The organism is Marinomonas sp. UCMA 3892 (assembly GCF_012726345.1).
GTDB lineage: Bacteria > Pseudomonadota > Gammaproteobacteria > Pseudomonadales > Marinomonadaceae > Marinomonas.
Map to the genome: position 1 here is coordinate 94,380 of NZ_PTXN01000004.1, position 22,957 is coordinate 117,336.

The following is a 22,957-nucleotide window of genomic DNA, read 5'->3' on the forward strand; positions in this document are numbered from 1 at the left end:
TATTGTTACAAACCCGCTTTAATCCAACTAATTGTATCGTCTAATGACATAGGTTTAGCAAATAAGTAACCTTGGCCATCCTCACAGCCCAAAGCCAGCAAATGCGTTTTTTGTTGCTCAGTCTCAATACCTTCAGCAATAACACTTAACCCCAAAAAGTTTCCTAGTTCGATGATCATCTTCAGTATTTCCCAATCTTTCTCGGATTCTTCCATGCGCCACACAAAGCTGTGATCAATTTTGATAGTTGAAACCGATAAAGTAGATAAATACGCTAAGGAAGAATAGCCCGTCCCAAAATCGTCAATATTGACTCGTATACCTAATGTTTTGAGGTTCGATAAATGCTTGTTAATATTAATTTTTTCTTCAATGATTTGGGACTCAGTAATTTCTAACTCGATCATTTCATTCGAAACACCTTCTTCTGCGAGCAGTCGTTTAAAGTTTTCGAAGTAATTAGGACGAATGATTTCATTGCCTGCAACGTTCACAGAAATAGGCACGTTAATACCTAAATTTTTAAGTGTATTAATCGCTTTACAAGACTGCCGCAACATCTGCTGATCCAATTTATCAATCAGACCGCTGCTCTCAGCTAGCGCAATAAATTGATCTGGCGGAATAAACTGCCCATTTTTATGTACCCATCGCGCCAAGGCTTCAAATCCAATCAGCGTGTTATCTTTTAAGCTAAATTTAGGCTGGAAATAAGCGTGAATCTGATTATCCGAAATGGCTTCTCGTAGATCTTTTAATAACTCATAACGCCCAAACATCTCCGACGCAAGGGTTTCAGAAAAAGCCAAGTATGAAACACTTTCGTATTTTGCTCGTTCTAAGGTACTTTTTCCGACACTGACCAATTGCTCTGGTTCATAATTAGGAAAGTCTGAAAACTTCACCAAACTTACAGTCAAATCAAGAGAATGTAAGGAGTTTTCCACTTCAATGCTGGTGTGAATAATGTTCTCGAGTGATGCTTCGTTGTAATCCTGATCGTCATATACAATCAACACCAGGGTATCTCTCTCAAGCAAGGCTATATCGACCGTTTTGTCAAAAAAGTGGTTCAAATAATCGTACAGAGAAAGCGTTAGTTGATCGCAATACTTAGAACCTAAAACAGACTCGGTATAAGCCAAATCTTCCACGTAAAGCATCAACAAGGTAGCTTTTTCACGCTCCCACGAAAACATATTGCGTATTTCACGAACCAGCCAGTTTTTATTATGTATCCCTAAAGTAGGCTCAACATAAGCCAGTTCGGTTAGCTTATTATGTAAGGCGACATTGCGGAAACCGGCACTAATATTTTCACAAAATACCTGGAGTAAATTAATTTCATTGGCAGCAAGGTTTCGATCAAGCTTTACTACCACCATATATTCTCGATCTTCCAACTCTTTATTCGAAAAATACAGCACAGAAAAACCATCCTGAAAAACATGACTTTTCTGCGTATTAGCCAACTCTACTGCATCTCTTAACACACACTCTTGGATTGCCGATAAAAAATATTGATGAATATGAGACGAGAATTCCCCACAAGCCGCCACAATTAAGGCTTTTTCTAAATGTTCTTCTTCTGGGTGAAAAAAGCACACAATACCGCCACTGCTCATTTTTAGCAGCACCCCAATTTCTTCTAAAATAGAGTGTGTATAGTCAGTAATGTCGCTCTTTGAGGCGATACGTTGACTGGAAGCCAACAATAGTTGCATACCATGACGGGCTTCTTTCATATCAGAAAGGTGCTCCCAAGTACGCAAATTACTTAGCACTATGGTTTGTAGGTGCGCCTGTGTGAGATCGGATTTACACCAATAGTCGTCGATATCATATTGGCCAATAAGATCATCCACTGGTGCCATACCCGGTTGACCAGTTAACAAGACAATACGCACCAAGTCATTGCCAATAACGTCACGAATAGTACGAATTAAGCGCAACCCTGCTACATCAGTTTCCATGACAACATCAAGAAAAATAACCGATATATCAGGATTGGCGGCAATAACTGTCGCCGCTTCACTAGCGGATGATGCGGTAAGAAACTCCACCTGTTTACCGTCATAATTGAGCGCACTAAGGCCGTTCATTAGCGCTTCTTGGTAATCAGGGTCATCTTCAACGGATAAGACTTTACAGTAGTTTCTTTTTGTGGAGATTGCTTTCAGTGATTTTTTTTCATAGGGTAAATCCATTGCATTTCCCTTCCTGGTCTTCCATCATTTATCTGTTGAATGCTTATCATTGAAGCTTAGTCTTGTTTAAAAAAAATGCATCTAGAACAAAGAAAAACTTTGTAACGAATTATTACTGATCATCAAATCAATAGAATATTGTCAGTTAAATTCAATACTCGGCTTGAACATTCGACAACATACCTGTCAAAAAAAACTAATATCGACAATAATACCCAACTAACTAGCAGGCATTTTGTTTGTGATATAGTAAAACGCAACAAAGTCAAAAAGGCGGATTAAAAGAACCTCATGGACAAACATAAAGGCAATTTATTCATCTTATCAGCCCCTTCTGGAGCCGGTAAATCAACTTTATATAAGGCACTTCTTAGCCAAGACAATAACGTGCGGATTTCTATTTCTCATACCACACGTACGCCACGAACCGGCGAAGAACATGGCCGAGAATACTATTTTATCGATGATGAATCCTTCTTGGACATGATTGCTGAAGATGCTTTTTTTGAGCATGCTCAAGTGTTTGATCATTATTACGGCACATCAAAAGAGTCCATTTTTGGTATGCTGGAACAAGGCTTAGATGTAATTTTAGAAATAGACTGGCAAGGCGCTCGCCAAATACGTCAACTCTACCCTGAAGCCATTGGAATATTCATTTTGCCGCCGTCATTGCAAGCGCTAGAAGAACGTTTAAGAAAACGTGCCACAGACTCAGATGAAGTCATTCAGCGTCGTATGGCAAAGGCGGTTAATGAGATGTCGCATTATCACGAATATGATTTTGTTATTGTAAACGACGATTTTGATGAAGCACTTTCACAAATTTCGGCGGTTTTTACCGCAATGCGCTCAAAAACCCCAGTTATGCAGGAAAAATATGGCAATCTTATAAATGATCTCTTGTCATTGTGAGAAGCCGTTAAGTAGAATTACCCTTGGAAAAATAGATAACCGAACACAGAGGTCAAAATGGCTCGAGTTACCGTAGAAGATTGTTTAGAGAACGTTGATAACCGCTTTGAATTAGTTATGGTCGCCTCAAAACGCGCCCGTCAACTTGCTACTGGTGGTGAAGACGCAAAAGTGCCTTTAGAAGGCGACAAAGTTACTGTAGTTGCACTACGTGAAATCGCGGAAAATTTGATCAACGCAAAAAATGTTGATCAGCAAAAACGCCCATTGCACGAGTTTTAATCTTTATGGTGTCGCTCATAGCACAGCTGTCGCGCTTCCTTTTTGCCTTAGTGAGGTGAGCGATGTATACCATTGAAGATTTAGCCCTGACCTTGAGTCAGTATTTACCTTACGAGCAAATTGCTAAGGTAAAACGCGCCTACTATTACGCCGAGCAAGCCCACGATGGGCAGCGACGTAAAAGTGGCGAGCCCTATGTCACCCATCCTCTCGCTGTCGCCGAAATTCTGTCGGAACTTCGAATGGATTGTGATGGTTTGACAGCGGCACTTCTACACGATGTTATTGAAGACACAGGCATCAGCCGTGAAGCGCTTACCGAACAATTTGGTGAAGGCGTTGCGGGACTTGTGGATGGTGTTAGTAAACTAACGCACCTTGAATTCAATAGCCAAATCGAAAAACAAGCCCATAACTTCCAAAAAATGGCCATGGCCATGGCTGATGATATTCGCGTCATCTTGGTTAAGTTGGCTGACAGACTACATAACATGCGCACATTAGATGCCATGCCGGCCCACAAAAAACGTCGTATTGCCCGCGAAACATTAGACATTTATGCACCTATAGCAAATCGTCTGGGTATGTACAATGTGAGAGTCGATTTAGAGTCTCTCGCTTTTCAAGCTTATTACCCGATGCGTGCTCGCATGCTGCAAAAAGCCATCCATAAAAAATATGGTCAGCAGCGTATTAAAGACACGCAAAAGCTTGAAGACACTATTCGCTCGGAACTCGCAGCGGATTATATTGAAGCGACCATCAGTGTTCGAGAAAAACACATTTACAGCATTTATCAGAAGATGGACAAAAAGCGCCGCTCTTTAGATGAAATCATGGACGTAATGGGCGTACGTATTGTTACGGACCGCCATGACAGCTGTTATCGTATTCTCGGCGTTATTCACGCTCTGTTCAAACCTATCGAAGGTCGTTTCAAAGATTACATCGCCGTTCCTAAATCCAATGGCTATCAATCTCTTCATACAACAGTATTAGGCACCAACGGCATTCCGATGGAAGTTCAAATACGCACTGAAGAAATGGATTTGGTTGCTAACAATGGTATTGCGGCTCATTGGGCTTACAAGGTCAGTGGTACTTCTAGCATGCCAAGTAATCATGACCGGGCGACCAAATGGGTGAAAAGCTTATTAGAAATTCAACAAAAAGCACGTAACCCCGTGGAATTTGTTGATAACGTAAAAAGCGATCTATTCCCTGATGAGGTGTATGTCTTTACGCCAAATGGTCAGATCATTGAACTGCCTTCCGGTGCGACACCAGTGGATTTTGCCTATGGCGTTCATACGGAAATCGGCAACACCTGTATCTCTTGCCGAATTAATCGCCGACTCGCACCACTAAGCACACAGCTAGAAAGTGGGCAAACGGTTGAAATCATTACTGCGAAAAATGCACAACCAAATGTTGCTTGGTTAAGTTTTGCGATTACCGGCAAGGCACGCACCAACATTCGCCATTATTTGAAAGACAAACAGCGGGAAAATGCGATATCTATCGGCCATCGTCTGTTAACTCGTTCCTTAAACGCATTTAAAACCAACGTTGAAGAGCTAACAGCGGAGCAAATTGCACAAGTATTAGCAAACCACCAGCTAGAATCCATGGATGACTTATTAGAGTCCATCGGTAAAGGCCGTCATGTTGGTTATCTGGTTGCTCGTGAGCTATTTCCGAATATTGATGAAGACTCCTTGGTGACGCCAAAATCCTTTAAGGTGAATGGCTCAGAAGGTATGCTGATTTCTTATGCTAAATGTTGTGCTCCAATTCCTGGCGACCCAATTGTTGGTTATGTTCAGGTTGATAAAGGAATCATCATTCATCACCTCAACTGCCCTAACGTTCAAGATCATTTATCTAACCCTGAACGCTTTATCCATATGGCATGGGGCAAAGAGATCGAAGAAGAGTTACATATCAGCCTTATTGTCACCTACATCAACGAGCGTGGCGCTGTGGCAAAAATTGCCAGTTCGATCAGTGATACCGATTTCCAAGTATCAAATCTAGATATTATCGAACGCGGCCGCGTCAGTCGTTTACGGTTAAGCATTACTATTTCTAGTCGTATAGGATTGGCAGATGTTATGCGCCGTATTAAAGCAGTTCGTTGTGTAGAAAAAGTCTCACGCGAAACCATCGTTGGGCGCTAATCGGTATTAGTTTATTCTGTCACTTACCATTTCTTAGATGAAGGATACTTATTATGTCAAAGCAAGTGATTCACACTGAAAATGCACCAGCAGCAATTGGTCCATACTCACAAGCAGTACGCGCTGGCAACACTGTGTATTTGTCAGGTCAAATTCCTTTGGTTCCTGAAACCATGGAAATCATCAGCGAAGACATCGTTGAGCAGACAACTCAAGTATTCAAAAACCTACAGGCCGTTTGTGAAGCCGCCGGCGGTTCTTTAGAAAACGTTGTGAAATTCAACATTTTCATGACTGACTTGGGCAACTTTGCTACGGTAAACGAAGTAATGACACAGTTCGTTAAACAACCATACCCAGCTCGTGCTGCGATGGGTGTTCGCGCATTACCAAAAGGCGTTCAAGTAGAAATCGAAGGTATCATGGTGTTAGAAGACTAATCTCTTCACGCTAATGCGCACAAAATAAAAAAGAGGCTGCGGCCTCTTTTTTCGTGTCTATTTTTTATTTGGCGTTTATCGCTCTACTGATTTATCGCAAAGCATTAAACTCACACAACAGCTCATGATAGCCCGCCACATAACTCGGATATTGCAAACGCCAACCTTGTGACAATAAATATTGTCCTTGAATGCGTTTTCCTGAAGTAGGAACAAAACCTTCACCGCTGCTCACGGCAATTTCTGCTGCAAGGCAAGTTGCCAGCCACAACTTTACTTCCCACATAGAAACGGGTGTTTGATCCGTCACGATGATATGTGCTGGTATGACTTTCTTACTTAAAGCGCAGTTCGCCAATAATACCAAAGCAGAAACAACGTCATCTCGATGAATGCGATTAGTCCAGCTATTAGCTTCCCAATCTTTACCACTTAATACGGTTTCTAATAACCTAAAGCGGCCAGGGCCGTAGATACCTGAACAACGCACTGCCACGCTAGAAAATGCAGCCGCTAAAGCTTGTTCGGTTTCAATTAGAATCTTAGCGGTGGCTGAGATTGGTTGTGCTGGTGTGGTTTCATCAATCCACTCGCCTTGGCTTTGCCCGTAGACACTAGTACTTGATACAAAAAACACCTTCGGTTGCTTAGCCATGTCTCTGTAGCGGCGAATCAGCACCTGCGCTGTATCAAAATAAGCCGCACGATACGCCTCTTCATTGCGACCATTAGGCGTCATTATTAGAAACACCAGATCCACATCCGGCAAGGTGTGGTCGCTCATTTCAACAAGATCACCTGTTATGCCCATTACGCCATTAGGGAAATCATTTTTTGTGCGACGAATACCCGTAACTGTGTGGCCTTGTGAGACTAACTCAGTTGCCAAGCCAGAACCCAAGTCACCGCACCCAGCGATTAGAATCTTTGCCATTTATCCTCCCCAAATAACCTTAGACATTCTCACTAACTAAAGAACGAGTATACTTTATCAAATTATGTATTATCATAGTTATTAACAATGAATCAGCCCAAGTAAAAGGTGTGCTATGACATTAACGGAATTGAAATACATTGTAATGCTCGCCGAAGAGAAACATTTTGGTCGAGCCGCAGATCGCTGCTATGTATCACAACCAACGCTCAGCGTCGCGGTGAAGAAGCTGGAAGAAGAGCTTGGCACGGCGATTTTTGAGCGCAGTAAAAGCTCCGTTTATATCACGCCACTAGGTGAGCAAATCATCACTCAGGCCAAGCGAGTACTGGATCAAGCCAACATGATTAAAGAACTGGCGACCTCTGGTAAGAATCAATTAAAAGGTCCACTCAAAGTCGGTGCGATATATACCATCGCCCCCTACTTATTCCCTTTTATGATTCCAGCCTTGCATAGCGCAACATCTGGCATGCCATTGATCATTGAAGAAGATCTAACTGAAAACTTACGCCCTAAACTGCGTAACGGCGAGTTAGACGCCATCATAGTGGCGCTGCCATTCCGTGAACCAGATGTGGTGACACAGCCGATTTACGAAGAGGAATTTGTGGTTCTTATGCCAAAGAATCACCCATGGACAAAGTTGTCGCACATAGAAACGGATCAACTATCCACAGACAATTTATTGTTACTTGGCAAAGGTCACTGCTTTAGCGAGCAAGTACTAGAAGCTTGCCCTCTCGTAACAGAAGGCGAATTTAGTGATGGTAGAACTATCGTCAACGGCAGTTCGTTAGAAACCATCCGTTACATGGTAGCATCTGGTTTGGGTGTCACTGTGTTACCAAAATCTGCCGTCACCAATATTAATCACGACATGTTAGAAGTACGTCCTTTTACACACCCAGCGCCAAAACGTACCGTGGCTTTAGCTTGGCGAGCCAGTTTCCCGCGACCAAAAGCCATTGAAGCGGTAAGTCAGTCTATCCGTGATGCGTGCAAACATCTGAATTTATAGAGAGCCACATGATCAACGGATTAGACACTCAGGATGTTCGTGAGCTAAAAGGCGTTGGTGATGCGATGGCCGAGAAATTGGCCAAGCTTCATTTAAACACAGTGCAAGACCTGCTGTTTCATTTGCCTATTCGCTATCAAGATCGAACTCGCGTTGTTCCAATCGGCATGTTGCGCTTTGGTGACGAAGCCGTTATTGAGGGACAAGTGACTGGCGCTGAAATCAAAATGGGCAAACGTCGCAGCTTGCTGTGTCGTATCAAAGATCACACCGGCACACTATGTTTGCGTTTCTTTCATTTTTCTGCGGCGCAAAAGAAACAATTAGAATCCGGTAAGCGCGTTCGCTGCTTTGGTGAAATCCGTCGAGGCAGTACAGGGTTTGAAATCTATCACCCAGAATACAAAGTCATTGGTGAAGACGAAACACAAGAAGAAACTGCGCAACTTACGCCCATTTATCCGCTAACCGATGGCTTAACACAAACCAAGGTTCGCCAGTTGTGTGAGCAAGCCCTAGAGCGATTAACCCCATACAATCTGCAAGAATGGCTACCGGATGAGATTCGCAGCCAGTTCAGTTTACCACCACTAAGCGATGCCATTCATTTTCTGCATCACCCATCGCGAGAGGCCAATCTCGAATTACTAAGATCAGGCACTCACCCGGCGCAATATCGTTTATCTTTTGAAGAGCTTATGGCGCATCAGCTTTCCCTAATTGGTAAACGCATGAAGGCTAAGCAGGATGCCGCGATCAAAGTTCAAGCCGCCGGCGAATTAAGCCAACGACTCTTACAACAATTGCCGTTTTCTCCAACCAATGCTCAACAACGCGTGTTTCAGGAAATTCTCAATGACCTTGCTACAGGTCATCCGATGCTGCGCTTGGTACAAGGCGACGTAGGATCAGGGAAAACCTTAGTGGCTGCGTTAGCTGCGGCATCTGTCGTCCAGGCTGGCTATCAAGTTGCCATCATGGCACCGACGGAAATTCTTGCTGAACAGCATTATATTAACTTCACTCAATGGTTTGAGCCGCTTGGTTTAAAGGTGGCTTGGATGATCGGCAAACTCAAAGGCAAAACCCGCGAGAAAGAACTCGCCGATATTGCTTCTGGCGCAGCACAAATTATCGTCGGCACCCATGCATTATTTCAGGACACGGTTGAGTTTGACCGATTAGCGCTAGCCATTATCGACGAGCAACATCGCTTTGGTGTGCATCAGCGTATGGCCTTGCGTGAAAAAGGCATGAAACACGGTTTTCAGCCCCATCAGCTCATCATGACGGCAACTCCCATTCCTCGCACATTAGCCATGTCTGCTTACGCTGATTTAGATTGTTCCATCATTGACGAGTTACCACCAGGCCGCACGCCGGTAAACACCATAGTGGTATCGGATCAGCGCCGCCAAGAAGTGATTGATCGAGTAAAGAGCGCCTGTGAAGAAGGCAAACAAGCCTACTGGGTCTGTACCTTGATTGAAGAATCAGAAGCACTGCAATGCCAAGCTGCAGAAGACACGGCAATATTACTACAAGAACAATTGGGTAATTTATCCATTGGCTTGGTGCATGGGCGGCTTAAAGCTCAAGAAAAAGCCGACATTATGGCCAGATTTAAAGCCGGTGAGATTCAATTGCTTGTCGCCACGACAGTTATTGAAGTCGGTGTAGATGTGCCAAACTCTAGCCTGATGGTAATAGAAAACCCAGAACGTCTTGGCCTTGCTCAGCTTCACCAGTTACGTGGTCGTGTTGGTCGAGGTCAAACCGCCAGTCATTGTGTGCTACTTTATAAAGCACCATTAGGACAACAAGGCAAAGAGCGACTGTCCACCATGCGAGAAACCAGTGATGGTTTTAAAATTGCAGAGAAAGACCTTGAATTACGAGGTCCAGGCGAGCTACTCGGTACGAGACAAACTGGCCTTTGGGAGTTCAAAGTAGCGGATTTACAGCGCGATAAAAACTTGCTCGATGATGTCCAAAAAGCAGCGGCTCTGCTGCACAGCCGTTATCCTGATCGTGTCTCGCCTCTTTTATCTCGATGGCTGCCTAATCACGATCAATATTTAAATGTCTAAATACTCTTTTCATCTAAATAAACGGTATTTGCTTGCACATGTGTAAAATTTAATCAAAAATTCCATAAGCTAAAACGCCCAACTTAATCGATTCGCAAGAAGGAACTGACATGAATGCTTACAATCAAGCACATCTAACGATCCAAGGCTGCGGCTACCGAATCGAAAATGACAGAGTCATCATTTCCATTCAACGCATCTCTAATGATAGAGACGAAGGAAATCTTAGTGGCACGTTGCAACTACAGTTGTGTGCATTTCATCAAGGTATTGGGGATTCAGAAAAAATAGTCCTAGCGTCGACTATTCTTGGTGAAATGAAAGGGCAGCATTTTCTTTCCGATTGCTATTACGATTTGTTTTTTCAACCTCCACAGGTTGGCTCTTGGCAATTGGCACTGCAACTTAGCGAATGGAACGGAGTAGATTACACCTTGTGTGACTCAGCTTATTTCGACATGGCTTATCAAGTTGAAGCACCATCCGATCTCTCTGTCCCAGTGATGCAAATTAATGAACCAGAGAATGAAAAAGCAGCATCTACGCCGAAAACAGCAACAGATAACCTTGTCGCCAAAAAAACGAAAGAAGTAAAAAAAAACGCCACTGGTTACGCCGATGGCTATCTCGCCATTAATAAATCAAAAGTGAACAAGCTTCTAAAGGTGAAAGGCGTACCGAAAAAAGTACTAGAAAAGCTGGTAGCAGAGCGCCCTTTTCACTCAGAAAAAGCCGTACTCAATGTAAAAGGGATGGGGCCAGTAATGATGGGAAAAATACTTGCTGAATTAACAAAATAAGTAGCACTCAGCCTGCATAAGCAGGCCATTCACCAAGGTTATTCTTTAAGGGATATTAACCACAGTCGTATTCTTCACTTCTTCCATAGCTACATAAGTACGAGATTCTCGAACATGTGGCAGTGTCAGTAAGGTTTCTCCAAGCAAAAGGCGATAAGAGTCCATATTGGATACACGTGCTTTTAGCAGGTATTCAAAATCACCAGCTATCAAGTGACACTCCAAAATTTCAGGAATTTCAGTAACCGCTGTTTTGAATTCATTAAAACCTTCTGGAGATGTTGTCTTTAGACGAATTTCGACAAAAACAAGTAATCCGGCATCCACTTTCTTTGGATTAACCAAAGCACAATAACCCGTAATATAACCATTACGTTCTAAGCGGCGCACTCGCTCCAAACAAGGAGTAGCACTTAGCCCTACTCGACTAGCCAACTCTACATTCGATAAACGGCCATTAATCTGCAGCTCTCGAAGAATTTTTTTGTCTAAGCGATCAAGCGGTTTTGCTGAGTTATCCATCTGATGTGGATCTCCTTACATGACTTCAATTGATGCTTAAGTCTACCATGCAGATTACAAATTATGGAAAGCGCTTTATTCAATATATTGCGTATGGGTATTCAAATTAAACACAACAAAGCACATGAAAGCACCAAAATGATGCAAAAAAATCATCTAGCACAAAATAGATCCATCAACTTGATTTTATGCCCTATATTTGTGCAAAAAAATAACCTGCATTATCTCACAGAGCCTTGTTTTCCCTAGCTTTAATAAAAGAGGATATTCAACTAAGCTAATTAAACAGTATCCCTTTTTACACTCAGAAAGTGCAAAAATTTAGCATTCAACACAGCTTTTTTGACACTTTATCCTTGACTACTCCTCAAAAGAGTAATTCTATAGGGGTATGTGATGATCTTTTAGAGGAATCGTCTACATATACCTAACAACAAGAATAATTAAATGTTGGCACTAACTTTGCTAGTTTTTAAAAGACGAATTATAAAATCTTAAACATAGAATTAAGCAAGATAACAACATATATAAAAACGCCTGGGAGGCTCAATATAATGAAATCGAATGTTTGTAAATTACTTTCGACCGCTGCAATCGCCGCAACTATCAGCGCTGGTGCTGCGGCGTCAACACTTGAAGATGTTAAAGCAAAAGGCTTCGTTCAATGTGGTGTCAGTACTGGTGTTCCAGGTTTTTCTAATGCTGATGATAAAGGTAATTGGACTGGCTTAGATGTTGATGCATGCCGTGCAGTTGCTTCCGCTATTTTTGGTGATGCTCAAAAAGCCAAGTTCACTCCCCTTTCAGCGAAAGAGCGTTTAACAGCTCTACAATCTGGTGAAATTGATGTTCTTACTCGTAACACCACTTGGACTTACACCCGTGACGCTTCTTTGGGTCTAGACTTCACAGCTGTTAACTTCTATGACGGTCAAGGTTTCATGGTACGTAAGGACCTAGGCGTAAAATCTGCGATGGATCTTGATGGTGCAACCGTTTGTACAGAGCAGGGTACAACAACAGAATTGAACATGGCGGATTTCTTCCGTAAAAACAAACTGTCATACGTACCTGTTGTGGTCCAGAAAGCAGACGAAGCACTAGCGGCTTATGATTCTGGCCGTTGTGACGTATATACAACAGATAAATCAGGCCTAGCGGCTCACCGTACTAAACTAGCCGATCCTTCTGCTCACGTTATTCTTCCAGAAACCATTTCTAAAGAGCCTCTAGCTCCTGTTGTTCGCCACGGCGACAACCAATGGAAAGACATTGTCACTTGGGCTTTGTTCGTGCAAGTTAACGCAGAAGAAATGGGTATTACTTCTAAAAACGTGGCTAAAATCAAAGCAGAAACAAACGATCCAAGCATTAAACGCCTACTAGGTGTTGAAGGTGATATGGGATCTCAGCTAGGTCTTCCTGCTGATTGGGCCTATAACATTATCGCTAAGGTAGGCAACTACGGTGAAGTATTTGATCGCAACATTGGTCCATCAACGCCTTTAGATATTCCACGTGGCCTTAATGCACTATGGACTGAAGCTGGCGGTATCATGTACGCGCCACCAGTTCGTTAATACCTAAAGCAAACTATTCTCTGCTTGGGTATTTACCCAGCGACTAAAATGTCGCTGGGTTTCTTCCCCCTTTCTTACACATCTGACGAGCATTCCATTGCCTGAACCAAGATGAGCGATAATACAACTCCGAGCAACAACAGCTTTTTGAATGACGCGGGTAATCGCGCTCTAATTTTTCAAATTTTGCTGCTAGCGATGGTGGTCTTTGCCGGTTATTACTTATTTAGTAACCTTCAAGCCAACCTCGACAATCGAGGGATTTCCACTGGTTTCTCATTTTTCAATGAGCCTGCTGGCTTTCCAATTCTTATTCACTTAATTGAATACACAGAGGCCAATACTTACGGACGAGCGTTCGTTGTTGCCTTAATCAACACTTTCGTAATCTCCCTACTGGGGATTATATTAGCCACCATAATTGGTGTGATAATGGGTCTAGCCCGTTTATCAAAAAACTGGTTAGTGGCTCGTTTAGCAACGGTCTACATTGAAACGTTGCGTAATATTCCATTATTGTTGCAGATGTTTTTTTGGTATTTTGCAGTACTTGCCGCATTACCAGCACCACGTGATAGTTATGAGTTTGCCGATTTTCTACTTAACAAACGTGGCATTTACTCACCAAATCCACTCATTCAAGATGGCTTTGGATTAGTAATCTTCGGTTTCATCCTGTCGATTGTTGCATCTATTGGTGTCATCATTTGGGCAAAAAAACGTCAAACTAGAACAGGATTATGGTTTCCTGCTTACTGGACGTCATTAGGTGTCATTGTTGGTATTACCTTTATCTTTCTTGCCATGGCAGGATTTCCAATCGAGTTTGATTTACCACAGAAAAGTCGCTTTAACGTAACTGGAGGCATGGTTCTGCCACCTGAATTCGTTGCGGTATTAGTCGCTTTATCAACTTATACTGGCGCCTTTATTGCCGAAATCGTCCGTGCAGGTATTTTGTCTGTTAACTGGGGGCAAACCGAGGCAGCCCGTTCTTTAGGCTTACGCGATAGCATGACACAGCGTCTAATTGTCTTGCCTCAAGCGTTGCGCGTTATTATTCCGCCACTAACAAGCCAATACCTTAACTTAGCGAAAAACTCTTCTTTAGGGGCTGCTATTGCATACCCTGAATTGGTCGCTGTCGTAATGGGCACAACGCTGAACCAAACAGGTCAAGCTATTGAAACCATTGGTCTTTGTATGTTGGTTTACGGTTCATTGAGTCTATCGATTTCGGTATTCATGAACTGGTACAACAATAAAATGTCATTAATTGAGCGCTAGGAGGCAGATCATGGCTATTATCTTTAAACCATCACCAAGCCTCCCACCACCAGTTACATCGGTCGGTGCTGTGGCATGGGTACGTCAGAATTTATTTTCGTCCCCACTTAATATTTTTCTAACCTTATTCAGTCTGTACATTTTGTATCTACTGGTTCCACCTGTTATCGAGTGGGCTTTCATTAATGCTACTTGGGAAGGCTCTTCTAAAGCGGCCTGTACCGCTGGTGGTGCTTGCTGGGCCTTTATCGGCGTGTACTTTGACCAGTTCATGTACGGTTTATATCCAGAAGCAGAAACATGGCGTATTAATTTAGCCGTGATTCTATTAGTAGTTATGGTTGGTGCTTTTGCCGTTAAGACGATTAATAAGCTGTATCTTTCGATCGCTATTCTCGTTGTTTACCCTATTGTGGCTTACTTCTTATTTGCTGGAGGAGTATTTGGCCTTGAAGTTGTAGAAACTTCTTTATGGGGTGGTCTTTTCCTTACTGTATTACTGGGTGTTATCGGCATCGTAGCGTCGTTCCCCCTAGGGATTGTATTGGCGCTTGGTAGACGTTCGGAAATGCCAATTGCGAAATCAGTTTGTGTGGTCTTTATCGAAACCATTCGTGCGGTACCGCTTATAACTATCTTGTTCATGGCATCTGTAATGATTCCATTGTTCTTGCCGGAAGGTTTGAACTTCAACAAGTTATTACGTGTTCTGATTGGTATTACTTTGTTCTCTGCAGCCTATATGGCCGAAGTGGTTCGTGGTGGTCTACAAGCCATTCCTAAAGGCCAATATGAAGCTGCTGACGCAATGGGTTTAACCTACTGGCAGTCAATGATTTTAGTTATCTTGCCACAGGCACTAAAACTGGTTATTCCTGGCATAGTAAACTCATTCATTGCTTTGTTTAAAGATACGACCTTGGTGTATATCGTTGGTATGTTTGACTTCTTAGGTCGAATTCAGGCTGCCAACCATGATTCAAACTGGTTAGGAACCACCATTGAAGGTTATGCCTTCGCAGCCTTGATTTATTGGGTTATCTGCTTTGGTATGTCGCGTTATAGTATGGCACTAGAGCGTAAGTTAGAAACTGGGCACAAGCGAAATTAGTTAGGAATTTGAGGTCTTTATCATGACGAATACAAATATGGCTCGTGCCCAACTTGCGCAGGGCGAAGAAGCAATCATCGAATTTAACGATGTAAACAAGTGGTACGGTGACTTTCACGTACTAAAAAATATCAATTTCAGCATCAAGAAAGGCGAGCGCATCGTTGTCTGCGGCCCTTCTGGTTCTGGTAAGTCAACCATGACGCGCTGTATCAACCGTCTAGAAGAACACCAAAAAGGTACGATTCTGGTTGATGGCGTAGAGATGAACAACAACCTAAAGAACATCGAAGCGATCCGTAAGGACGTGGGCATGGTGTTTCAGCACTTTAACTTGTTCCCTCACTTAACTATTTTAGAAAATCTGACTTTGGCACCAATTTGGGTGCGTAAAACACCTAAGAAACAAGCAGAAGAAATGGCTATGCATTACTTGGAGCGGGTAAAAATCGCTAACCAAGCGCTGAAATATCCAGGTCAGTTATCTGGTGGTCAGCAACAACGTGTAGCGATTGCGCGAGGTTTATGTATGCAGCCTCGTATCATGCTTTTTGATGAGCCAACATCAGCACTTGACCCTGAAATGATCAAAGAAGTATTGGACGTAATGGTTCAGTTAGCAGAAGAAGGTATGACCATGGTGTGTGTAACACACGAAATGGGCTTTGCTAAAACCGTTGCTGATCGCGTTGTTTTCATGGATGCAGGCGAAATCGTAGAAGCGAATGAGCCTCACGAATTCTTCGACAATCCTCAACATGACCGTACGCAAATGTTCTTAAGTCAGATTTTGAATCACTAATCACTTACTATTCAGAACTAGTACTTAAAATCTGTTATATTGACAAAGCCCCTTATCGGGGCTTTTTTGTGTCAGCCATTTTAACAGGGAAATGTATGGAATCTTCCGTAGACCTTCAGCCCAACCAAAGATTACGCGTAGTTCATTTAGCGGATCATACAGGTCGTCTTCAGGTTATTTTTCCTGAAAGTAACATGCTGGATATTTCTGCTGTTTCCCGTATTACTAAGCGTCGCTTTGAACCCGTCAGCAATTTTCAAAGCTCAGGCGACCCGCTAATCAAACCAAACAGCATAACGACTATTCTAGAAGCTAGCATGCTAAAGGACGCAGTGTTTTCGATACGAACTAAAGTAGATGGCCAATATCATGACATTAGCTCTGTAGAATTAGCCGAGATGTTCTCTGGCCCATTGAACCGTTTTGAGACTATTTCCATCAATACACAGTTCATAAAGCGCCCTGTTGATAATCACGAAAACGACGAAGAACAGATTCTCCAAGCACTTGGGCGCTTTCAGTCCATTCGACTCAAACAGCGTATCGAAGAGACATTAGAAATCCCCCCTCTGCCTGCGTCATCTCATCGCATTATTCGCCTTTCAACAGACAATACTGCGGGAACAGATGAACTGTGTGAAGTCATTGCGCTGGACCCAAGCCTGGCAGCTCAAGTCATCAGTTGGGCATCATCCGCCTATTATGGTGCACCGGGCACCATAGAATCGGTAGAAGACGCAATTATTCGAGTGTTAGGCTTTGATATGGTGATGAATTTGGCTCTTGGACTTTCGATGAGCAATGCGTTTCAAGCACCAGAAGACGGCCCGCGTCACTATGAAGATTTTTGGTTCGACTCCGTATCAAATGCCGTCTTGATGGAATCCTTAGTAAAAACTATGCCAATTCCAAACCGTCCAAAACTAGGCCATGCCTATCTTGCGGGTTTACTACATAACTTTGGTTACTTGGCGATTAGCACTATTTTACCACCACATTTTTCGATTCTGTCACGCTATCAAGAAGCCAACGCTCACTTGCCTTCTGAATTAATAGAAATGCAAATACTGCACTTTACCAAGGAGCAATTAGGCTCTTGGCTATTGCGCTATTGGAGTTTGCCTGACAACATCTGGACGGCCATTCGCTATAGTAAAAAACCTCATTATTATGGTGAGCACGCCATTTTGGCAAGATTGCTGTATGTATCATATCAGCTGCGTAATAACGCAATCATTGAGCCATCTGTGCTGTTAGAAATTGGCTTGACCCAAGAGGAAGCCGAAGCCTGTAGAGATAATATTTACCAAAAATCTACCGAGCTTCATAAGATGGTCGCTTTAATCAATAAAATGAATACCTAGTTAATTATGACGTTAATGAACTCTTCTGCCGCACAGCAATTTGACTACCGATGGTCGCCCGTAGATCAAATTAATAAGGTAAAAGTACCTAAAAATCTATGGCATTGGCTTGTTACTGAAGATTCCTTAACGGCAAAACTTAAAAGCCTAGGAACATTAACAGTTGATGTCCTTGAAGATACTTGGGGAACACCTACAGCGAGAGAACGAAAACGCCTAACGTTACGACCAAGAGAAGCCGCACGTATTCGCACCGTCTTGCTCAAAGTCGACGACAAAGCCGTGATTTATGCCCGCTCGATTATTCCGGCAAGATCTTTAAAAGGCCATTGGCGTCACGTAAAAAATTTAAAAGAGAAGCCATTGGGTGGTTACTTATTTCAACATAAGGGGCTCTCTAGAAGCCGTATTGAAGTCACTCAACTACCAAAGCGCATGTTTCCAAACCAACCTAGTGCGCTATGGGCAAGGCGCTCTGTGTTCCACCAGTTTGGCCCTGGGATATTGGTCAATGAAGCTTTCTTTGATGAGATTAACCAACTAAAAACGCCGTTTGGATTGTTATGAACAAACTTAAAGACTACGCAGAATTAACTCGATTCAACCGCCCTATCGGCTCATTTTTGCTGATGTGGCCAACATTGTGGGCGCTATGGCTGGCTGCCGATGGCATGCCTCAATGGCATTTGGTGATTATCTTTATTTTAGGCGTTTTTAGCATGCGCTCAGCAGGCTGTGTCATTAACGACTACGCAGATAGAAAAGTCGATGGCTTTGTTGATCGCACCAAAAATCGTCCTTTGCCTTCTGGTAGAGTATCCGAGAAAGAAGCGCTGATGCTGTTTTGTGCTTTATCGATTTTAAGTTTCATCTTGGTGCTGTTTACCGACCTGAGGACAATTTTACTATCGTTTGTAGGTTTGGGCCTTGCTGCACTGTATCCATTTATGAAACGATATACCCATCTGCCTCAGCTTTTCCTTGGTTTGGCCTTTTCTTGGGCGATCCCTATGGCCTACAGCGCACAAGGTGGGGATTTAACAGATCCCAAATTATGGATGTTGTTTGTTGCCAATTGCTTTTGGACCATTGCTTACGACACATATTACGCCATGACGGATCGTCCAGACGATCTAAAAATCGGCATCAAATCCACCGCCATCTTATTTGGCCAATACGATTTATTCGTCATTATTTGCTTACAAGGGCTAACCTTATCTTTATTGACGTGGATTGGCCTACTAGCAGGACTGCATTGGCTATACTTTGTATCACTAATCGTTTGTGTCGGACTCTTTTATCAACAATTTAAACAAGCAAAAGAACGCGACCGCCAAGCTTGCTTTCGATCTTTTTTAGACAACAACCGCGTTGGTTACTGTGTCTTCATTGGTCTAGTCGCAAGCTATTTTATGTAATATATGGCAAAGTTGTGACAATGTAACCGAATTGTCACATTAGATCGCTTTAATGAAACCGTTCCTGAGATGAGGATAAATCCTGTGACCGGTAAAAAAGTATTAATTATTGACGACGAATCTTCCATACGCGAAATGATCGCCATCGCACTTGAAATGGCAGGCTACGAGTATTTGGAAGCAGAAAACATTCAGCAAGCCCATGAAATCATTGTGGACCACCGTCCAGATCTAATTCTTGTAGATTGGATGATGCCCGGTGGTAGTGGCATCGAGCTTACTCGCAGATTGAAAAAAGACACTACGACGGCGGAAATTCCGGTCATTATGCTGACCGCGAAAAGTGAAGAAGACAACAAAATCCAAGGTTTAGAAGTCGGTGCTGATGATTACATCACCAAGCCTTTCTCACCTCGTGAATTAGTTGCACGACTCAAAGCTGTCTTGCGCCGCGCGACACCTCAAGGGGTTGATGAGCCAATCGAAATCGAAGGTCTGACCCTTGACCCAATTAGTCAACGCGTTACCATAGGCAGCCGTCCTTTAGATATGGGGCCGACAGAATACCGTCTACTAAAATTCCTTATGACCCATCAAGAGCGAGCCTATTCAAGAGCGCAATTGCTGGATCAAGTATGGGGTGGAAATGTCTACGTTGAAGAACGTACCGTTGATGTCCATATACGCCGTTTACGCAAAGCCATTGGTAGTACTCATGATTTCTTGATACAAACCGTACGAGGAACAGGCTACCGCTTCTCAGCAAAAAGGTCCGTATGAAAACAGTTTGGCGAAACACCATTATTACTTGGCTCGCGGGGCTAGCAGCCTGCATTGTAATAGGACTAATCATTGGTCAGTTGTTGGGTGTTTTGCTGTTGTACACTTTAGGTTCTTTATACTGGCAGCTTTATCAGCTATACCAATTTCATAATTGGCTGCGTCATTCTGGTCGTGCAGCCCCACCAGAAGCCAGCGGTATTTGGGGCGAAGTGTTCGATGCTGTTTATCGCCTGCATAAGAAGCAACGTAAATCTAAGCGCCGTATGCGCCAAGCGCTCACAAGAATTGAAAGCTCCACCACCGCTTTAAAAGAAGGCGTTATCATGGCAGATAACCAAGGCAACTTGGAATGGTGGAATAACTCGGCGGCACATTTTCTTGGATTAATGCGTCCTGTCGATCGCGGCCAAGTGATTACCAATATTGTCCGTAGTCCTGAGTTTTTCCGTTACTTCAGCCAAAAACGCTTCGGTGAACCTTTGGTCATCAAGTCACCAGCCAAAGACGGTGTGTATTTAGAAATTCAAACCACGCTATATGATAAAAACGATCACTTGATTTTCGTTCGTGATGTGACCCGCTTGCATTTGCTAGAGCAGATGCGCAAAGACTTTGTCGCTAACGCATCACATGAGCTAAAAACACCGCTAACGGTCATTAAAGGCTATCTAGAGACCCTAGACATGTTTAAGGACAGCCTGCCCAAAAGCATGCAAAAAGGCATTGTAAATATGTCTGAGCAGTCTGAGCGGATGGAACAACTGATCGAAGATCTGTTACTGCTGTCTCGATTAGAAAGTAATGACAAGCGTGAAGAGAACCAATGGCACAAGGTCTCAGACCTAGTAAGAACTATTACCAATGCCACCACGCCTGTCTTGACTGACAAACACACCATTGTCTTGGATATTCCTGAGGAAGCTAGACTGTATGGCTCTTATAAAGAGCTATACAGTGCTTTTTCGAACCTGATTTTTAACGCCATAAAATACTCACCCGATGGTGGAGAGATAGCTATTAAATGGGAATCCAGTGAGTTTAACGGTGTATTTTCGGTAAAAGACTCTGGACTGGGCATAGAACCAAGATACATTCCTCGCCTCACAGAACGGTTTTTCCGCGTCGACAAAGGAAGAGGCTCAAAAACCGGTGGTACAGGCCTTGGCTTAGCCATCGTAAAGCACGTGTTACTGCATCACGATGCCAAACTACAAATCCGTAGTCAGCCAGGTTTCGGCAGCACGTTTTCTTGTCACTTCCCAGCGAATCGAACCAGAAACGATACAATTCCGGCGATAGCATTTAATACCGACGACACACCGCCAACAGATCAATAATAAAAAAAGGGACGCATGGCATTCATGCGTCCCTTTTTACATCATTCAAATCAAACCCGAAAATACTTATAGGCTATCAAACAACTGGCTAATAAACGCCTCTTTCTCGCTATCCTGATCGATTAAACTCAAGATAACCGTCAAAAAAGTAGAGTCGTGTTTTTTCTCTGTGGTAGCGACGGATTGGACATAATAATTCAAACGGTTAACCGCGCCCTTATGTTCCAGATCCAATACCGCCTGCCCCAAGACTTGTGGCACAACATCATCACTCTTTATAAACATTGTTGCTTCAGTTTTACTAAACTGAATAATCATGCAGCGAAATTGTTTTCCCTCAAAACGCACTTGAGTTGGAATTTTAACGTCTTTAACTGTCACAACTGGTGCGTCTGGATTCGTAAACTTGGTAGCCTTCACAGGAGTGCTTTTGCCTGCTCCCATTAATACATCCAGCGATGCCGAACTGACGCCACCAGGCGAGACAGATTCACGGGCTTTTTGAGACGTCAGCTTCTTTTCAAGTCCATGCTTTTTCGCAGCCGATATGACTTTGTTAGCGAGCTGTTCACTAGAAAATGGTTTGCCTAGATAATCCGTCACACCTGATTGAACAGCTTCCACCACATGGCTTTTATCACCACGGCTAGTAATCATCACAAATGGCACGTCTTCTTTTTTGTATTTCGGTTGTTCTCGGCACCACTTAAGCAGCTCAACGCCTGTCATTTCAGGCATTTCCCAATCGCACAACACCATATCAAACTGAATTTTATTTAACATTTGTTGTGCTTTACGTCCATTCACCGCCTCTTCAATTTCAACCGCAGGAAACTGCTTACGCAATGTGCGCCGAATCAAGTCACGTGTAAAAGAGGCATCATCTACTACCAAAATTTTTAACGACATCACAAAGTTCCATTAGTACGATCTAACAAGGCAGAAAAATCCCCATGTTGTGATCTGAAAACCGAAATCCACAATAATGTGGCAGCTACAACAGCAATCGGCATAACGAATAGGTTAAAGAAAGGAATCGTCAAACCAACCATTACTATGCCGCCAAATGTCCAACATAACAAAGGTTTGGAGCGTAATGCCATTCTCATATCATGAAATTTAACCTTATTATTATCAAAAGCATAATCCATATATTGCAGGGATAACATCCAAGCCGAAAACAATAGTAATAATACTGGAGCAATAACATTAACAAGAGGGATAAAAGACAATAACAGTAACAAAATAAAACGAGGTAAAAAATACAATATTTTCTGGCATTCTCGCTGTAAACTGCGACCAACTATCGCGATAAGAACGCCAGCCGTCAGCGTTTCATCAAAAACCTTCCCTGTTTCCTTTTCTTCTACTTTTTCTGCTAGAAACGCCATAAAAGGCGCCGCCAAAATATTCACACCTACTGAAAAACTATAGAACAAAAGTACACTAATAATAGCGGCAAATATCAAATAAAACAGCCAATTTAAAAAGGAAACCCACTCAGGTAGATATCCCATTGCCGAGTCCATTAAGGTCTGAAAATAGCTAAAAGCGACCATATATAATAAGCCGACTAAAACAAAATTCGCCAACAAAGGAGCCAATATAAACAGTCTTAAGTCTTTCGAAAAAACCAAGGGAAACGCTTTTAAAAAAGCCCCAGCGGCTTTAAATGGGTGTGTGATCACGATGCTGTATTACTCCTGAATTTAAACCTTTTCATCAAATTTATCTAAGAACCAGAGAATATCATGACGACTTTCTCGGCTCCACAAAGCCTTTCAAAATGAAGGTTCATAAACTGAAACCGCCACACCTTCAAGCCTTACAGACGCCAAACATGTAATTTTCACCGCTCTTTTATAAAGCTTACATTTATTAGAC

General features: G+C 42.8%; 21 protein-coding genes. 16 read left to right on the top strand and 5 right to left on the bottom strand.

Annotated features, from left to right (window positions below):
* Positions 1-5 precede the first annotated feature (5 nt).
* Positions 6-2,207 carry an EAL domain-containing protein gene (locus B6N13_RS07030; RefSeq protein WP_169458952.1) on the bottom strand — a complete coding sequence of 734 codons (2,202 nt, stop codon included), beginning with the start codon at positions 2,205-2,207 and terminating at the stop codon, positions 6-8.
* 291 nt (positions 2,208-2,498) lie between these two features.
* Between B6N13_RS07030 and gmk the strand changes: the two genes are divergently transcribed.
* The 4 genes from gmk (at position 2,499) to B6N13_RS07050 (ending at position 6,024) form a co-directional block, all read left to right on the top strand.
* Entirely contained in the window at positions 2,499-3,122 is a 624-nt protein-coding gene (gene gmk / locus B6N13_RS07035) for a guanylate kinase (RefSeq protein ID WP_012072044.1), read from the top strand.
* A 57-nt stretch (positions 3,123-3,179) separates the two neighbouring features.
* Positions 3,180-3,404, top strand: a complete 225-nt coding sequence (gene rpoZ, locus B6N13_RS07040; RefSeq protein ID WP_012072045.1) for a DNA-directed RNA polymerase subunit omega — start codon at positions 3,180-3,182, stop codon at positions 3,402-3,404.
* A 62-nt stretch (positions 3,405-3,466) separates the two neighbouring features.
* Positions 3,467-5,584 (top strand): bifunctional (p)ppGpp synthetase/guanosine-3',5'-bis(diphosphate) 3'-pyrophosphohydrolase, encoded by a 2,118-nt coding sequence (locus tag B6N13_RS07045; RefSeq protein ID WP_012072046.1) that lies wholly within the window; start codon positions 3,467-3,469, stop codon positions 5,582-5,584.
* A 53-nt stretch (positions 5,585-5,637) separates the two neighbouring features.
* The gene (locus B6N13_RS07050; RefSeq protein WP_012072047.1) at positions 5,638-6,024 is read left to right on the top strand and encodes a RidA family protein; all 387 of its coding nucleotides are present in this window, start codon (positions 5,638-5,640) and stop codon (positions 6,022-6,024) included.
* Positions 6,025-6,115: 91 nt separating this feature from the next.
* Here B6N13_RS07050 and B6N13_RS07055 read toward each other — a convergent pair whose 3' ends face one another.
* Positions 6,116-6,958: an NAD-dependent epimerase/dehydratase family protein gene (locus tag B6N13_RS07055; RefSeq protein ID WP_169458953.1), complete on the bottom strand. Its 843-nt coding sequence runs from the start codon at positions 6,956-6,958 to the stop codon at positions 6,116-6,118.
* Positions 6,959-7,073: 115 nt separating this feature from the next.
* Between B6N13_RS07055 and B6N13_RS07060 the strand changes: the two genes are divergently transcribed.
* From B6N13_RS07060 to B6N13_RS07070, 3 genes are all read left to right on the top strand, one after another.
* Positions 7,074-7,979 (top strand): hydrogen peroxide-inducible genes activator, encoded by a 906-nt coding sequence (locus tag B6N13_RS07060; RefSeq protein WP_169458954.1) that lies wholly within the window; start codon positions 7,074-7,076, stop codon positions 7,977-7,979.
* Between the two features lie 8 nt (positions 7,980-7,987).
* Positions 7,988-10,069 carry an ATP-dependent DNA helicase RecG gene (gene recG, locus B6N13_RS07065; RefSeq protein WP_169458955.1) on the top strand — a complete coding sequence of 694 codons (2,082 nt, stop codon included), beginning with the start codon at positions 7,988-7,990 and terminating at the stop codon, positions 10,067-10,069.
* A gap of 110 nt (positions 10,070-10,179) precedes the next feature.
* Positions 10,180-10,869 (top strand): hypothetical protein, encoded by a 690-nt coding sequence (locus tag B6N13_RS07070; RefSeq protein ID WP_169458956.1) that lies wholly within the window; start codon positions 10,180-10,182, stop codon positions 10,867-10,869.
* A gap of 45 nt (positions 10,870-10,914) precedes the next feature.
* On the opposite strand, the gene lrp is transcribed toward B6N13_RS07070, so the two are convergent.
* Entirely contained in the window at positions 10,915-11,391 is a 477-nt protein-coding gene (gene lrp / locus B6N13_RS07075; RefSeq protein ID WP_012072052.1) for a leucine-responsive transcriptional regulator Lrp, read from the bottom strand.
* 554 nt (positions 11,392-11,945) lie between these two features.
* Between lrp and B6N13_RS07080 the strand changes: the two genes are divergently transcribed.
* From B6N13_RS07080 to phoR, 9 genes are all read left to right on the top strand, one after another.
* On the top strand, positions 11,946-12,971 hold the full coding sequence (locus tag B6N13_RS07080; protein ID WP_169458957.1) for an amino acid ABC transporter substrate-binding protein: 1,026 nt from the start codon (positions 11,946-11,948) through the stop codon (positions 12,969-12,971).
* Between the two features lie 111 nt (positions 12,972-13,082).
* A complete protein-coding gene (locus B6N13_RS07085; protein WP_012072054.1) occupies positions 13,083-14,258 on the top strand; it encodes an amino acid ABC transporter permease in 1,176 nt (391 codons plus the stop codon).
* A gap of 10 nt (positions 14,259-14,268) precedes the next feature.
* A complete protein-coding gene (locus B6N13_RS07090; RefSeq protein WP_012072055.1) occupies positions 14,269-15,369 on the top strand; it encodes an amino acid ABC transporter permease in 1,101 nt (366 codons plus the stop codon).
* A 22-nt stretch (positions 15,370-15,391) separates the two neighbouring features.
* Complete coding sequence (locus tag B6N13_RS07095) at positions 15,392-16,171, top strand: amino acid ABC transporter ATP-binding protein (RefSeq protein WP_012072056.1); 780 nt, start codon at positions 15,392-15,394, stop codon at positions 16,169-16,171.
* Positions 16,172-16,266: 95 nt separating this feature from the next.
* Positions 16,267-17,535: an HDOD domain-containing protein gene (locus B6N13_RS07100; RefSeq protein ID WP_169458958.1), complete on the top strand. Its 1,269-nt coding sequence runs from the start codon at positions 16,267-16,269 to the stop codon at positions 17,533-17,535.
* Positions 17,536-17,541: 6 nt separating this feature from the next.
* Entirely contained in the window at positions 17,542-18,102 is a 561-nt protein-coding gene (locus B6N13_RS07105) for a chorismate lyase (RefSeq protein ID WP_169458959.1), read from the top strand.
* Positions 18,099-18,953, top strand: a complete 855-nt coding sequence (ubiA, locus tag B6N13_RS07110) for a 4-hydroxybenzoate octaprenyltransferase (RefSeq protein WP_012072059.1) — start codon at positions 18,099-18,101, stop codon at positions 18,951-18,953. The genes B6N13_RS07105 and ubiA overlap by 4 nt, the downstream gene beginning before the upstream one ends.
* A gap of 84 nt (positions 18,954-19,037) precedes the next feature.
* Positions 19,038-19,733 (top strand): phosphate regulon transcriptional regulator PhoB, encoded by a 696-nt coding sequence (gene phoB / locus B6N13_RS07115; protein ID WP_048814168.1) that lies wholly within the window; start codon positions 19,038-19,040, stop codon positions 19,731-19,733.
* Complete coding sequence (phoR, locus tag B6N13_RS07120; RefSeq protein ID WP_169458960.1) at positions 19,730-21,073, top strand: phosphate regulon sensor histidine kinase PhoR; 1,344 nt, start codon at positions 19,730-19,732, stop codon at positions 21,071-21,073. Before phoB ends, phoR begins: the two co-directional genes overlap by 4 nt.
* Before the next feature lie 66 nt (positions 21,074-21,139).
* Here the strand turns inward: phoR and B6N13_RS07125 are convergent, their stop codons facing one another.
* The gene (locus B6N13_RS07125; RefSeq protein WP_169458961.1) at positions 21,140-21,982 is read right to left on the bottom strand and encodes a response regulator; all 843 of its coding nucleotides are present in this window, start codon (positions 21,980-21,982) and stop codon (positions 21,140-21,142) included.
* The gene (gene cysZ / locus B6N13_RS07130) at positions 21,982-22,761 is read right to left on the bottom strand and encodes a sulfate transporter CysZ (protein WP_100187276.1); all 780 of its coding nucleotides are present in this window, start codon (positions 22,759-22,761) and stop codon (positions 21,982-21,984) included. The genes B6N13_RS07125 and cysZ overlap by 1 nt, the downstream gene beginning before the upstream one ends.
* Positions 22,762-22,957 lie beyond the last annotated feature (196 nt).